Origin of the sequence: Streptomyces sp. NPDC058221 (assembly GCF_042882365.1) — a bacterium.
GTDB lineage: Bacteria > Actinomycetota > Actinomycetes > Streptomycetales > Streptomycetaceae > Streptomyces.
Genome location: NZ_JBHVWF010000184.1, coordinates 1 through 13,964, shown reverse-complemented (window position 1 = coordinate 13,964; position 13,964 = coordinate 1). Strand labels below are relative to the sequence as shown.

11 protein-coding genes and 1 pseudogene are annotated in these 13,964 nt (G+C 70.6%); 9 read left to right on the top strand and 3 right to left on the bottom strand.

The window, feature by feature from the left end:
• The 7 genes from ACFVW8_RS34960 to ACFVW8_RS34930 all read left to right on the top strand — a co-directional run.
• Positions 1-314 (top strand): cyclase (locus tag ACFVW8_RS34960; RefSeq protein ID WP_389697288.1); only part of this gene is annotated, 314 nt, incomplete at its 5' end.
• An 86-nt stretch (positions 315-400) separates the two neighbouring features.
• Complete coding sequence (locus tag ACFVW8_RS34955) at positions 401-1,225, top strand: FadR/GntR family transcriptional regulator (RefSeq protein WP_389697286.1); 825 nt, start codon at positions 401-403, stop codon at positions 1,223-1,225.
• Between the two features lie 206 nt (positions 1,226-1,431).
• On the top strand, positions 1,432-2,742 hold the full coding sequence (locus ACFVW8_RS34950) for an ABC transporter substrate-binding protein (protein ID WP_389697284.1): 1,311 nt from the start codon (positions 1,432-1,434) through the stop codon (positions 2,740-2,742).
• Positions 2,742-3,704, top strand: a complete 963-nt coding sequence (locus ACFVW8_RS34945; RefSeq protein ID WP_389697282.1) for a carbohydrate ABC transporter permease — start codon at positions 2,742-2,744, stop codon at positions 3,702-3,704. Before ACFVW8_RS34950 ends, ACFVW8_RS34945 begins: the two co-directional genes overlap by 1 nt.
• Positions 3,701-4,558, top strand: a complete 858-nt coding sequence (locus ACFVW8_RS34940) for a carbohydrate ABC transporter permease (RefSeq protein ID WP_389697280.1) — start codon at positions 3,701-3,703, stop codon at positions 4,556-4,558. The genes ACFVW8_RS34945 and ACFVW8_RS34940 overlap by 4 nt, the downstream gene beginning before the upstream one ends.
• A gap of 91 nt (positions 4,559-4,649) precedes the next feature.
• Complete coding sequence (gene manD, locus ACFVW8_RS34935; RefSeq protein WP_389697278.1) at positions 4,650-5,864, top strand: D-mannonate dehydratase ManD; 1,215 nt, start codon at positions 4,650-4,652, stop codon at positions 5,862-5,864.
• A 132-nt stretch (positions 5,865-5,996) separates the two neighbouring features.
• On the top strand, positions 5,997-8,054 hold the full coding sequence (locus tag ACFVW8_RS34930) for a prolyl oligopeptidase family protein (protein ID WP_389697290.1): 2,058 nt from the start codon (positions 5,997-5,999) through the stop codon (positions 8,052-8,054).
• Between the two features lie 152 nt (positions 8,055-8,206).
• Here ACFVW8_RS34930 and ACFVW8_RS34925 read toward each other — a convergent pair.
• Positions 8,207-8,937, bottom strand: a pseudogene (locus ACFVW8_RS34925) (SDR family oxidoreductase).
• Positions 8,938-9,032: 95 nt separating this feature from the next.
• Between ACFVW8_RS34925 and ACFVW8_RS34920 the strand changes: the two are divergent.
• The gene (locus ACFVW8_RS34920) at positions 9,033-9,896 is read left to right on the top strand and encodes a LysR family transcriptional regulator (protein WP_389697276.1); all 864 of its coding nucleotides are present in this window, start codon (positions 9,033-9,035) and stop codon (positions 9,894-9,896) included.
• A 45-nt stretch (positions 9,897-9,941) separates the two neighbouring features.
• On the opposite strand, the gene ACFVW8_RS34915 is transcribed toward ACFVW8_RS34920, so the two are convergent.
• Positions 9,942-10,628, bottom strand: coding sequence for a TetR/AcrR family transcriptional regulator (locus ACFVW8_RS34915; RefSeq protein WP_389697274.1), 687 nt, complete (start codon positions 10,626-10,628; stop codon positions 9,942-9,944).
• A 111-nt stretch (positions 10,629-10,739) separates the two neighbouring features.
• On the opposite strand from ACFVW8_RS34915, the gene ACFVW8_RS34910 reads away from it, so the two are divergent.
• Positions 10,740-11,873 carry an FAD-dependent oxidoreductase gene (locus ACFVW8_RS34910; RefSeq protein ID WP_389697272.1) on the top strand — a complete coding sequence of 378 codons (1,134 nt, stop codon included), beginning with the start codon at positions 10,740-10,742 and terminating at the stop codon, positions 11,871-11,873.
• Between the two features lie 6 nt (positions 11,874-11,879).
• On the opposite strand, the gene ACFVW8_RS34905 is transcribed toward ACFVW8_RS34910, so the two are convergent.
• Entirely contained in the window at positions 11,880-13,832 is a 1,953-nt protein-coding gene (locus ACFVW8_RS34905) for a BTAD domain-containing putative transcriptional regulator (protein ID WP_389697270.1), read from the bottom strand.
• Between the last annotated feature and the right edge of the window lie 132 nt (positions 13,833-13,964).

Sequence of the window (13,964 nt, the reverse complement as noted above, 5' to 3'; positions counted from 1 at the left end):
CGCTGGACGAGCGCCGGATCGCCTGGCAGCAAGCCCTGCCGGGCCCGGACAAGCGGTTAGTCGCAGAACTAACCGAAGTCGTGCCGGAGGACCGGATCGCCTGGAAGACGACGGAGGGCGTCCATCACGCCGGGGTCGTCACCTTCCACCGGCTGGACGACGAGTCCAGCCGGTTGGCTCTGCAGATCGACTACGACCCCCGGGGGTTCGTGGAGCACGTGGGCGCTCTCACCAATCTCGACTCGGTCCTGGCCAACTACGACCTCGGTGAGTTCCAGAAGCTGGCCGAACGAACGGCGGCCGGCGACTTCTGAACACCGGGCCGGGCTGACCGCCGAGGGGCCGAGCGCAGCAGGACGGGGGTCACGTACGGCCTCCGACCGGCCTGTACGCTGCGACCATGCAGCCGTCCGCCCCTTCCTCCCCGTCAGGCTCCGAGCGGCCGGACCCGGTCGCCGGTCCCGCCCGGCGCGGGCTCCTGACGGAGCGCATCGCCCGTCAGCTGGAACATGACATCAGGTCCGGCGAGATCGCCGTCGGGACGAAACTTCCTTCGGAGCGCGAGCTCGCCACCCAGTTCGGTTCCAGCAGGAACGTCGTGCGTGAGGTGCTGCGGAGGCTGGAGGCCCAGCACCTGATCGAAGTCGCCCCGGGGCGGGGCTCCTTCGTCCGCGAACAGTCCTCGGGGCAGGCCAGGGGGTACGACGCGCTGTACCGGGCGGGCCGGCCCACCGTCCGGCAGCTCATCGAGGCGCGGATCCCGCTGGAGGTCGAGATGGTCCGGCTGGCGACCGAGCGGGCGACGGACGAGGACATCGCGGTCATGCGCTCCGCACGGGACGCCCTGGAGTCGGCGACCGACGTCGTCGTCAAGGCCCAGGCCGACATGGACTTCCACGATGCCATCGCGGTGGCGAGCAAGAACCCGGTTCTGCGGATCATGCTGTCGTCGATCAGCGGGATGATGTTCGAGATGATGCTCCGCTCGAACTCCGATCCGTCGATCGGCGAGGCGGGTGTGCCGCACCACCCGGAGATCTTCGAGGCGGTCGAGGCGCGGGATGTGGATCTCGCCTGCGCGCGCATGCGGGAGCACCTGCTGCTGGGCCTGCGTACCTACGGCCCGGATCTCGACCTGCAGGTCGACACCATGGCACGCAATCACATCGAGACGCTGCTCGGCCAGACCGAGGGCCGCCGGGGCGGCAACCGGCCGGGCGAGTAGCCCGGCGCCCGTTTCGGCAGGGCCTTCTCCTGCGCAGGACTTCACTCAGGGGCTGGTCGGCAGGCCTCTTCTGCTGTTACGGTCCCGTCTGAACCAACTGGTCCTACCAGTTGGACCAGAGGGTCGGGCGGGGCGGGCAGGGACGCGCCGCGCACCGCGCGGCACCACGGGACTCCGCACGACATCGCAGAGAGACGAGGACAAGGATGTCCACGAGCAGCCAGCTCCTGAGCCGGCGTGCCTTCGGGAGGCTCGCCGCGGGGGCCGCCGGGGCGGGGGCGCTGAGCGCCTGTTCGGCCGGGGGCGGGAAGCCCACCGCCGGCACCCCGCTGCGGATCATGGCGATCAACCATGTGTGGTCCCAGGCGGTCAAGCGCCGTATCAAGGAGTTCGAGGAGCAGATCGGACGGCGGGTCTCCATGACCCTGCTCACCGCCGACCAGCTCTCGAGCAGCTACAACGTCAAGCTGAACGCCTCCGGCACCGACGTGGACGTGATGATGGTCCGCGCTCTGCAGGAGCAACTGGTCTTCGGCCACAACGGCTGGCTCGCCGACCTCAGCGACCGGGTGGGGAACGACGAGCGCTTCGACTGGGCCGACTTCCAGAAGGCCCCGCGCGAGGCATCCGTGACGGCGGGAAAGGTGCTGAGCGTCCCGGTCGTGACCGAGCGCCCCGCCCTCTACTACCGCAAGGATCTCGTCGAGGACCTCGGAGGGCCGCCGCGCACCCTCGACGCACTGATGGACGCCGCGCAGGAACTCACCCGTCACAAGCAGGGCTTCTACGGCTATGTCGGCCGGGGCCAGCGCAGCGGCGCCGTCTCGCAGTGGTCGAGCTTCCTCTACTCGTACGGCGGTGACTTCGTCGTCGACGGGAAGTCCGGCATCGGCAGCCCCGAGGCACTGGCCGCGTACAAGTACTACGGCAGCCTGCTGGCAAAGGCCGGGCCGCCCGGGGCGACCAACATGAGCCTCGAACAGGCGATGCCGATCTTCGCCCAGGGCAAGGCGGCGTTCTACATCGACGCCGACGCTGTCTACAGCAGCTTCCTCGATCCGAAGGTGTCCAGGGTCCGGGAGAAGGTCGGCTTCGCACCCTTCCCGGCCGGGCCCGCCGGTGCCAAGCCGCACAACATCCCGTCCTGGAGCCTCGGCATCAACACCTTCTCCCTGCTGCGCGACGACGCGTGGGAGTTCATCAGGTGGGCCGCGGGCCCCGAGATGTCGGCCGCGCTCCAGTCCGACGGCATACCCGGCGCCCGCTCCTCGGTCTGGTCCGACCCCAAGACGCTGGCCTCCTTCCCGCCGGACCTCGCCGAGGCCATGCGGGTCAACGCGGAGCGCGGGCGCGGCTACGACCGGCCCCGGGTCCTCCAGGTCGGCCGGGCCCGCGACATCGTCGGCCGTCCGCTCGTCGCGGGAATCCTCGGCGAGTCCGTACCGCCCGTCGTGCGCGACGCGGACGCGGAGTTCGCCGAGTTCCTCGTACGCGACAACCGCCACAAGGAGTCCTGATGTCCGCCACCGAGGTCTCCACACCCCGCCCCGCGGCCCGCCCGACGGAAGCGAAGCCGCCCCGCGCACGCCGTCCACGCACCTTCGAGCAGGCCAACCGGCGGCTGAAGTGGACGATGCTCGCCCCCGCGCTGCTCTTCGTGGGCCTGATGATCGTCTTCCCGCTGGCCTTCACGCTCGACCTCAGCCTCACCGACGCCTTCGGCGCGGTGAACGCCGGCAAGAGCCACATCGGCCTGCGCAACTTCGTCGACGCGCTGGAGGACACCCGCAGATTCTGGCCCGCAGCCCGCCGCACCGTGGTCTTCACCGTCGGCGCGGTCGTCCTGGAGACGGTGCTCGGACTCGCCCTGGCGATGCTGATGCGCAAGCCGTTCCGGGGGATGCGCTGGGTGCGTACCGTCCTGATCATCCCGCTGCTCGCCACCCCTGTCGCGATCGGCATCCTGTGGCTGCTGATCCTCGACCCCACCAACGGCATAGCCAACCACCTGCTCTCCGCCGTAGGTCTGCCCCGCCAGGAGTTCCTCGGCTCGGTCAGCCAGTCGCTGCCGACGCTGATGCTCATCGACGTATGGCAGTGGACGCCGATGATGACACTGCTGCTGCTCGCCGGACTGACCACACTGCCCGAGGAGCCCGAGGAGGCCGCCCTCGTCGACGGGGCGAACAGCTGGCAGCGGTTCCGTCACGTCATCCTGCCGATGCTCGGCCCGACACTCGCCACCGCCCTCGTGCTGCGGGCCGTCGACGCGCTGAAGACCTTCGACATCCTCTACGCCACCAAGGGCGCCGGTGGTGGTTCGGACTTCGAGGTGGAAACCCTCAACGTCTACGCCTACGGCCTCACCTTCGACTACCAGGAGTACGGACTGGCCGCCGCCGTCCTCGTCCTGTTCACGCTCTTCATCATCGGTGTCGTGGTACTGCTGCGCCGCCGTGGCGGAAGGAAGAACGCATGAGTGCCACCGTCTCCCGAGCCCCGCACACTGTCCCCAGGGCCCGCAGGCGCCGGACCGGGTCATGGCTGCGCGGCATCGCCATCACGGTCGTGACGCTCGTCTTCGCGCTGCCGCTCGTGTGGATGTTCGCCGCCGCGTTCAAGACCAACGTGCAGGTCACCGATCCGTCCGCCGGACTGTGGTTCAGGCCCACCCTGGACAACTTCCGCAGCATCGTGGAGGCCGGACAGATCGTGCGGTCGATGGGCAACTCGCTGCTCGTCGGGGTGGTTTCGACGGTGCTCTCCGCCGTCATCGCCGTACCGGCGGCCTGGGCGGTGGGCCGGTTCAACATGCACCGCACCGGCTCCCTGATCCTCGTCGCACGCATCGTCCCGGCGATCTCGCTGCTCGTCCCCTGGTACTACCTGTTCGCGCGGATGGGACTCGTCGGTTCCTACACCGTGCTGGTCCTGAGCCATATGTTCGTCTCCGTCCCGCTCATCATGTGGATCATGATCAGCTTCTTCGCGGGGCTTCCGGTCGAGCTGGAGGAGGCCGCCCGCACCGACGGGCTGAGCGCCTTCGGCGCCTTCTGGCGCATCTCGCTGCCGCTCGCGGCACCGGGCACCGCGACCGCCTCGCTGCTGGCGTTCGTCTTCAGCTGGAACAACTTCATGTTCGCGCTGGTCTTCGCCGACGACCGGACCCAGACCGTGCCGGTGACCCTGTTCAACTTCATCTCCTACGCGAGCACCGACTGGGGCGGCCTGATGGCAGCCGCCACCCTCATCACCGTGCCGGTCGTACTGGCCGCAGTCCTCGGACAGAAGTACCTGGTCGCCGGGTTGACCTCCGGCGCCACCAAGGGCTGAGACACCGTCTCCCGGCGGCAGCCGGAGCATTGGCATCGCACCAGCCCAGGGCTGACCCCACACCTCCCACATCCGGAAAGAGAACACACGTATGAAGATCGTCGACGCGAAGGTCGTCGTCACCAGCCCCGGCCGCAACTTCGTCACCCTGAAGCTGACGACCGACGAGGGACTCACCGGCCTCGGCGACGCCACCCTGAACGGCAGGGAACTCGCCGTGGTCAGCTACCTCACCGACCATGTGGCCCCGCTGCTCATCGGCCTGGACCCGCACCGGATCGAGGACACCTGGCAGTCGCTGTACCGGGGCGCGTACTGGCGGCGGGGACCGGTGACCATGGCCGCCATCGCCGCAGTCGACGTCGCACTGTGGGACATCAAGGCCAAGGCCGCGGGACTCCCGCTCTACCAGCTGCTGGGCGGCGCCAGCCGCGAACGTGTCGGTACCTATGGCCACGCCAACGGCCGTGACATCCCCGAACTCCTCGACTCCGTAAGGGCCAGGCTCGCCGAGGGCTACCCCGCCGTCCGTATCCAGTCCGGCATCCCCGGCCTCAAGGCCGTCTACGGCGTGTCCGACACCGACGACACCGGCGCGCCGGTGCTCCACCAGCAGGCCCGCCCCCTGGTGGAGGACTGGGACACCGGGGCCTACCTGCGCCACGTGCCGGCCGTCTTCGAGGCCGTACGCGCCGAGTTCGGCCCGGAACTGCCGCTGCTCCACGACGCCCACCACCGCCTCACACCCGTCCAGGCCGCCCGGCTCGGCAAGGACCTGGAGCCCTACCGGCCGTTCTGGCTGGAGGACTGCACGCCTGCCGAGAACCAGGAGGCGCTGCGTCTGGTGCGCCGCAACACGACCACGCCGCTGGCCGTCGGCGAGGTGTTCAACACGGTGTACGACTACCAGGCACTGATCACCGAGCAGCTGATCGACTATGTGCGGTCCGCGGTCACCCACTTCGGCGGTGTCACACCGCTGCGCAAGCTCTTCGACTTCGCCGCCCAGTACCAGATCAAGAGCGCCGTGCACGGGCCGGAGGACATCTCCCCGGTAGGAATGGCCGCCGCCGTCCACCTGGACCTGGCCGTACACAACTTCGGCATCCAGGAGTACTCGGGTCACACCCCCCTCACCCATGAGGTGTTCCGCCACGCCTACACCTTCACGGACGGGTACCTGCACCCGGGAGAGGCCCCTGGCATCGGGGTGGAGCTGGACGAGGAGCTGGCGGCGGCGCACCCGTACGAGCAGGCGTATCTTCCGGTCAACCGCCTTCACGACGGGACCGTCCACGACTGGTGAACCCCGGCACGCGCGCCAGGCCCCGCCCCGCCTGCGGGCGGCGGGGCCTGGCCGCCGGACGACATCACGAACTGGAACGCATGTCCGGGCATTGGGCGGATGTGGTCCCGCCGCGCATCCCGGGCCTGCACAATTCGGTGTGTGATCGATGAAGACCCGTACCTGGAAGACCCGTATCTGTGGCTGGAGGACGTCGAGGGTGAGGCCGCGCTCGCATGGGTGGCCGAGCGGAATGCCGAGACGGCAGCCGCGCTGGCCTCCGGCGCCGGGTTCGCCCTTCTGAAGGAGCGTCTGCGGGAGGTGCTGGACGCCTCGGATCGCATTCCCTACACCGTCCGCCGCGGCCCCTTCCTCTACAACTTCTGGCGGGACGCCGGACATGTGCGCGGTGTGTGGCGGCGTACGACGCCGGAGCAGTACCGCAAGGAGGCCCCCGAGTGGGAGGTCGTCCTCGACATCGACGCGCTCGCCGCCGACGAGGACGAGAAGTGGGTGTGGGCCGGCGCGCGGGTACGGCACCCCGCATACGACCGGGCGCTGGTGTGTCTGTCGCGCGACGGCGGCGACGCCGTGGTGGTCCGCGAGTTCGACCTCGGCACCCGGACGTTCGTCGAGGGCGGCTTCCAGGTGGCGGAGGCGAAGACGAGGATCGGGTGGATAGACGCCGACACCGTCTTCCTCGGCACCGACTCCGGCCCGGGCTCACTGACCGACTCCGGCTATCCGCGGACCGTCCGCAGGTGGCGGCGCGGCACAGCACCGGAAGAGGCCACCGTCGTCTTCGAGGGCCTGGCGCACGACGTGGCGGCCGGGGGCCGGCACGACAGCACGCCCGGTTTCGAACGGGACTTCGTCGTCCGTTCACTGGACTTCCACCACAGCGAGATGTTCCTCCTGGCCCCCGACGGCTCACTCGTCAGGATCGACGTCCCGGACGACGCCGACGCGTATGCCCATCGCGAGCACCTGATCGTCACCTTGAAGTCGGACTGGCTCGGACACCGGGCGGGCTGCCTGCTGGCGTTCGGCTTCGACGCCTTCCTGGCGGGCGACCGCACGGCCCAGGTGCTGTTCACCCCGGACGAGCGCACCGCCCTCGCCGGCCACTCCTGGACCCGCCACCACCTGATCCTGGAGACGATGCGTGACGTCAGCACCCGCATCGAGGTGCTGACCCCGTCCTCCGGCGGTGAATGGGCCCGTGAACCACTCGCGGACGTGCCCGCGCTGTCCGCCGTCACGGTGGTCGACACGGACCCGGACGTCTCCGACGAGTACTTCGTGGACGTATCGGGATTCCTGCAGCCGTCCACCCTCTACTACGGGCAGGTCGGCGCTGGATCGGAGATCCTCAAGCGGGCTCCGGCCCGCTTCGACACGGCCGGGCTGGTGGCGGAGCAGTTCTTCGCGACGTCCCGGGACGGCACACGGGTGCCGTACTTCGTGATCGGCCCCGACCGCTCCGCCGCCGGTCCCGGGCCGGGCCCGGCCCTGCTCTACGGATACGGGGGCTTCGAGGTCTCCCTCACTCCCTACTACGGCGCGGTCACCGGCCGGGCCTGGCTGGAGCGTGGCGGCACCTACGTCATCGCGAACATCCGCGGGGGAGGCGAGTACGGACCCCGGTGGCACCGGGCCGCACTCGGCGCGGACCGGTCACGGGCCTACGAGGACTTCGCGGCCGTCGCCGCGGATCTCGTCGTCCGGGGCATCACCACCCCGCAGATGCTGGGGGCCGCAGGGGGCAGCAACGGCGGCCTGCTCATGGGTGCGATGCTCACCCGCTGTCCGCAGCTGTTCGGCGCGATCGTCGCACAGGTACCGCTGCTGGACATGCTCCGCTTCCACGAGCTCCTCGCGGGAGCGTCCTGGACCGCCGAGTACGGCGACCCGGACAACCAGGCCGACCGCCCCCACCTCCGCGCGATCTCGCCCTACCATCAGCTCACCGCGGACCAGCCCTATCCGCCGGTGCTGCTGACGACGTCCACCCGTGACGACCGGGTCCACCCCGGCCACGCCCGCAAGGCCGCCGCCCGGCTGCGCGAACTCGGCCACCCGGTCCTGCTCCACGAGAACACCGGCGGCGGGCACGCGGGCGCAGGCGACAACGAGCAGTCCGCCCACAACAACGCCCTGATGCACACCTTCCTCTGGGAGCACCTCACCCAGCCGGTTCCGCCGGCGTAGGAAGGGGCAGGTCAGGAGCGTATGGTGCGGGACAGCACAGGGGCGGCGGTGTGCGGGCAGGTGCTACGGGGAGGCGTTCGCGGGCCTCGACGGCCGAGACCTGCGAACACCGGCTCCAGGTGGTCACCTGCCAGGACGACGAACCGTGCACATCACCAGGGCACTTCGCCTGCGTCCTCGAAGAACTTGCCGGTCGGGCCGCCGTCGGGCAGGGTCGCGAGCGTGACGGCGATGGCCGCGCCCTGCTCGGGGGTGCGCACGCCGCGGAAGCCGTTGAGGTCGGTCGCGACGTAGCCGGGGCAGCCGGCGTTGATCAGGATGTTCGTGCCCTCCAGCTCGCGGGCGTACTGGAGGGTGACGGCGTTCAGGAACGTCTTCGACGGCGCGTAGGCCGCGGCCACCGGCCCCGTTGTCTGCTCAGCGGCGGTTCCTGACTGCCGGGTGAGGGAGCCGACGCTGCTGGACATGTTCACGATCCGCGGTGAGGCGGAGGTCGCAGGAGCGGCATCATCGCGTTGGTGACGCGGATGACGCCGATCACGTTGGTCTCCACGACCGTACGGATGGTGGCGGGATCGACCCGGGTGGGCTCCTGCGGCATGCCGCCGGTGATGCCGGCATTGTTGACGAGCACGTCGAGGCGCCCGGCCTGCTTCTCGATCAGCTGTGCGGCGGCGGCAGCGCTCGCGTCGTCGGTCACGTCCAGTGGTACGCCGAACGCGTCGACGCCGGCCGCACGCAGTTTCTCCACCGCGGCGTCACGACGCTGATCGTCGCGGGCGCCGATGCCGACGCTCCAGCCGAGGGCACCCAGACCTACGGCGATCTCGTAGCCGATTCCCTTGTTCGCGCCGGTGACCAGCGCAATTGTTCGTTCGCTCATGGGGACCATGCTGCCCTCGCACCCCGGGGGGCGTCCAAGACCGATCGGGTGGGCAACGATACCGATCGGGTATTGATCCGGAGTACCGTGGCCGCATGGAGACCCGGGAACTGCGATATTTCGTAGCTGTCGCCGAAGAACTGCACTTCGGGCGCGCCGCGCAGCGGCTCGGGATGGCGCAGCCGCCGTTGTCGCGGGCGATCCAGCAGCTCGAGCGTCGGCTCGGGGCGGCGCTGCTGGACCGGACCAGCCGCACCGTCACGCTGACCGAGGCCGGCTCGGTGCTGCTGGCCGAGGGCCGGGCTGCCCTCGACGCGGTCGACGCTGCCGAGCGCCGGACCCGTCGCGCTGCCCTTTCCCCGACCGGCCGTCCCGGCCTGGTCCTGGTCACGAAAGCCAGCGCGTCCCGTGAACTGCTGGCGAAACTGCTCGACGCCTACGCCGCCGAACCCGGATCGGTCCCTGTGGACGTCATCCTGTGCGGCCCGGCCGAGCAGGAACGACACCTGCGCGAGGGCCGGGCCGACGTGGCGCTGCTGCACCGGCCGTTCGACTCGACGGCAGGATTCCACACCGAAGAACTCAGCACGGAGGGCCAGGTTGCGGTCCTGCCGGCCGGACATCCGCTCGCAGCCCGGGACCAGGTGCGCATGGCCGACATCACCGGGCTGCCGGGTCTGCCCCTGCCTCGCTGGCCCGATCCCGACGGCACCTACCCGCCGGGCCCCGGCCCGCAGGTCCGCGACCACGCGCAGTTGTTGCAACTCGTCGCGCTCGGCCGTGCTTGCGCGGTCTCACCGGAGTCGTGCCGGGACCAACTGGACGGTGACCTCACTGCCGTGCCCGTGCTGGACGCGCCGAAAGTCACCACCGTGATCGCCTGGCCACCCCACAGCCGGCTCGTAGCCGTCGCCGACCTCGTCCGAACCGCTACACGTCACTGGCGTGTTGACTCCTGACGTTCACTGAGAATGTCCTGACGCCTCACCAGGTGCGACAACGCCTCAGTGCAGGGCCGCGATGCCGGCCAGGAAGATGTCGACGCCGGCGATGAACTGATCGCGGTCGTCGTGCTCGCGCAGCTGCGTCGTCGCCGCATGCACGAACGGGTAGCGGCTGGGGTCGAGTTGTGCCCATTGTTCGGCAGTGCTGTCCAGGAAGGCCGCGCGGTCCATGTCGCTGCCCGCGAGCCGCCGGGCGTTCTCGGCGTTCTGCCCGGCAACGCCCATGACGTAGTTCACGAGCGCGCCGGCCGCGTCGAAGCGTGCCGGCCCCGGGACGTCGAGTGCGTCCAGGAGCCTGCCGATGCTCTCGTAGAACTCCAGCATCGCGGGGCGCCACGGCTGCCGGGACAGCTCGGCGCCGACCCAGGGGTGCGAGTCGATCGCGTCGAAGAGGTCCAGAGCGAGGCGGCGCAGGGCCTCCTGCGGATCAGCGTCACTGACCACGCCTGCCAGGACCCGGGTGATGACGTCGTCAGTGGCCGCCGCGAGCACATCGCCCTTGTCCGTGACGTGATGGTAGATCGCCCCGTACCCCGTGCTCAGGCGCACGGTGAGCGCCCGCAGCGTCAGCGCACTCTCGCCGCCGCCGTCCAGGAGTTCGGTCGCGGCCTGGATGATCACGTCCCTGGACAGGCCGTTCTTGCGCCGCGGGGCCCGCGGCGACCCCTTCGCGGTCCTCTTCTCCATGGTCCCCAGTCTCGCACGGATGGATTGCCACTCCAAACCCGTGCTAGCTTTTTTGGAGTGACGATCCAATGTGCGTCGCGTGCGGATCGAGCGAGCTTGTGGAGGAAGACCATGACGACACCGGTCACGATCATCGGAGCAGGGCTGGGCGGCTTGGTGCTGGCCCGCGTGCTGCACCTGCACGGCATAGCGGCCACCGTCCACGAGGCGGAGCCCTCGCCGGACGCGCGCCGCCAGGGCGGACTGCTCGACATCCACCCCGAAAACGGCCGGCGGGCGTTGGAGACGGCCGGGCTGACCGAGGGGTTCCGCGAGCTCGTCCTCCCCGGCCGTGAGTCCTACCGGGTCCTGGACCGGGCCGGGACCGTACTGCTCGACCTGCCCGACGACGGCGCCGGCCGGCGCCCCGAGGTGCCACGCGGTGAGCTGCGGCAACTGCTGCTCGACTCGCTGCCCTCCGGAACCGTCCGCTGGGGGCAGAAGGTGACCGGCGTGCGGGCCCTCGGCGAGAGCCGCCACGAGGTCGGGTTCGCCGACGGCACCACCCTGGTCGCGAGCCCGCTCGTCGGCGCCGATGGAGCGTGGTCGCGGGTGCGTCCAGTGCTCTCCGGAGCCGGCCCCGAATACGTCGGCGTCTGCAGCGTGGAGATGTTCCTCTTCGACGGCGACACCCGTCATTCCGCCGCGGCGGAAGCGGTCGGTGCCGGATCACTGTTCGCGCTCGCGCCGGGCAGGGGACTGCTGGCTCACCGTGAGGGCGGCGGAACCCTTCACGTCTACGCACAGCTGAGGAAGGACCAGGACTGGCTCGTCGTCCGGGACACCACCGATGCCGCAGTTCTGACTGCGCGGGTCGCGAAGGAGTTCGACGGCTGGGCCCCGGAACTCACCGCCCTGATCACCGACAGCGACACCCCGCCGGTGCTGCGCCCCATCGTCACCCTGCCGGCCGGGCACCGCTGGGACCGCGTGCCGGGGGCGACCCTGCTCGGCGACGCCGCCCACCTCAGGGCGCCGAACGGTGAAGGCGCCAATCTGGCCATGCTGGACGGCGCCGAGCTCGGTCTGGCCATCGCCGCGCACCCTGACGACATGGAGGCCGCGTTCACCGAGCACGAACAGAGCATGTTCAGCCGCGCCGCGGCCGTGGAAGCGGACGACGACGACTTCTACACCACCATGATCGACGAGGACGCACCCCACAGCTTGCTCGCCTTGATGACCGGAGCCGTGCAGGACTCGTGACGCGCGCTACGGCGAGGCACGCCCGCAGGCCTCGGCCTCGGTGAGGTAGCGCTCCACGGGGCCGAGAGTGAGCCAGCCGCTGGCCGCGCCCGCGTGTTCGGCCCGCGCGTCACGCAACGCCGATGCTGCGTGTGCGGCGGTGTCGGGCTGGGCCAGGGCGGCGGCGGCGTGCGCGGTGAGACACCAGAGCGCCTCCTGCATGTGGTCACCCGGCGGTTCCGGTGCCGCGGCGAGGGCGGAGCGGGCTTCCTCGGTCCGGCCCTGTGCCAGCAGCTGCAACGGCAGTGCCCACGGCCGGTACGGCCCCCAGTCGAGGTCGGGGTCGGTGGGTGCCGGGCGATGGTGCAGGAGCCGGAGGCCGAGCAGGGCGAGCGGGAGCAGTCCGCGGCGGAGCCCCGGCATTCCGGCTGAGGCCAGGGCGTTGTCGGCGGTGCGGTAGGCCGCAGCGGCCGTCGCGGCTGTCGGGCCGCCGGCTTCTGTGCTGCGGACAGCGGCGACGCGGGCCCGGAACCAGGCGGTGAGAACGGGTACGAGCGGGGATTCGTGGGTGGCGGCGAGCCGTTCTGCTGCTGCCGCGTGTTCGGCGGCCGGCGTGAGTTCGCCGAGCGCCGACGCGGACTGCAGGCGTACGAGGTGGCCCAGGATCTCGAAGGCCGGCAGTGCGTGACGGCCGGCCAGTGTGACGAGTTCGGCGCCGATCGCGTCACGCTGTGCCGAGAGGCCCGGGCGTGTGAAGGACTGCAGGAACACGCCGTTGAGTGCGTAGGCCAGCAGGGCGGGATCCTTCAGGTCTCGTGCCATGGTTTCGGCGAGATGCGCGGCCGTGCGCGCGGTTTCGAGGGCGGTGCCGGTGGCGTCGGCGCTGCGGCTTTCGTTGGCGACGGTGGCGAGGAGCCGGGCGCGCAGGTCGGCCGGACCCCCGGGACCGAGCCGGCGGAGGGTGCGGTCGGCCGCGGCGACGACGGCACGCGACTGGGCAGGGTCGTCGGCGCGGCTCCAGATCGCAGGGACGTCGTAGGTGCCGATGACGCGTGCGGTCAGTGTGACGTCTCCCGTGCGTTCGGCCGCCGAGATGGCAGCCAGCCGATCACGGCGCGAGCCGACGAGCGCGTCGCCTCCGGCCAGGGCGAGGGTGCGTGCCACCTCCACCGTTGTGCGTGGGCCGAGACCGGTCCGTATGACGGCCGAACCGGACGGTCCCTGCTCCCCGGGCGGTTCGAGGCCGGGCGACCTGTTGAGGATGTCGGTCTCCAGGCGCCGCATCTGCGGGCTGGGATCCAGTCCGAGCTGTTCCACGAGCATCGTCCGTGCCCGGCGCAGGGTGTCCAGGGCCTCGGCCTGGCGCCCGTCGCCGTAGAGCGCCCGGGCCAGCAGGCCCCAGGCCGGTTCGCGCCAGGGGTGTTCGGCGACGTGCGCGCCCAGTTCGGCGACCAGGCCGGCGCCCTCCCCCGACGTGAGGAGGGCGCCCGCCCTCAGCTCCACGCCTTCCAGCCGCAGTTCCTCCAGCTGAAGGCGTTCCTGCTGGACCCAGGGGGAGTCGGGCAGGTCGGCGTAGGCCGGTCCCCGCCACAGGGCGAGCGTCCCGCCGAGGTCCGCCGCCTTGTCGGGGGAGCGGTGAGCTTCTGCCATGGCATCCCGGAAGCGGTGGACGTCCACCGCTTCGCGGGGCAGGCGCAGCAGGTAGCCGGTGCCCTGGGTGACCAGCACCCTTGGCGGTGTGCGCGGCGGCCGGTCCGGTTCGATGGCCCGGCGAAGTGCGGCGACGAAGGTGCGCAGCGCACCCACGGCGCCGGCGGGCAGGTCGGCCCAGAGGTCGTCGACCAGGGAGTCGGTGGTGACCATGCGCCCCTGGGCGGCGACGAGGCGGCCCAGAACTTCGCGGTGGCGCGGTCCGCCGAGGTTGATGGGCCGGCCGTCGTCGTGCCATGCCTGTACCGCGCCGAGCACATCGATCCGCATGCTGATGGTCTTCCCCTCCAAGGTGCGTAACGGCTGTCAGGGAAAGGTAGCGGGGTCCGGAGGACTGGTTGATCCGGATCCGGTTGCCGGGGCGAGGACCACCCGGCTGGACCGGTGGCCCTGCCGCCACAC

Bases quoted from the DNA above. Each gene is read 5' to 3' on its own strand.
- ACFVW8_RS34920 (WP_389697276.1), top strand. From the start codon at position 9,033: ATGGAGACCCGGGAACTGCGATATTTCGTAGCTGTCGCCGAAGAACTG.
- ACFVW8_RS34940 (WP_389697280.1), top strand. From the start codon at position 3,701: ATGAGTGCCACCGTCTCCCGAGCCCCGCACACTGTCCCCAGGGCCCGC.
- ACFVW8_RS34955 (WP_389697286.1), top strand. From the start codon at position 401: ATGCAGCCGTCCGCCCCTTCCTCCCCGTCAGGCTCCGAGCGGCCGGAC.
- ACFVW8_RS34905 (WP_389697270.1), bottom strand. From the start codon at position 13,832: ATGCGGATCGATGTGCTCGGCGCGGTACAGGCATGGCACGACGACGGC.
- ACFVW8_RS34915 (WP_389697274.1), bottom strand. From the start codon at position 10,628: ATGGAGAAGAGGACCGCGAAGGGGTCGCCGCGGGCCCCGCGGCGCAAG.
- ACFVW8_RS34910 (WP_389697272.1), top strand. From the start codon at position 10,740: ATGACGACACCGGTCACGATCATCGGAGCAGGGCTGGGCGGCTTGGTG.
- ACFVW8_RS34945 (WP_389697282.1), top strand. From the start codon at position 2,742: ATGTCCGCCACCGAGGTCTCCACACCCCGCCCCGCGGCCCGCCCGACG.
- ACFVW8_RS34950 (WP_389697284.1), top strand. From the start codon at position 1,432: ATGTCCACGAGCAGCCAGCTCCTGAGCCGGCGTGCCTTCGGGAGGCTC.
- manD (WP_389697278.1), top strand. From the start codon at position 4,650: ATGAAGATCGTCGACGCGAAGGTCGTCGTCACCAGCCCCGGCCGCAAC.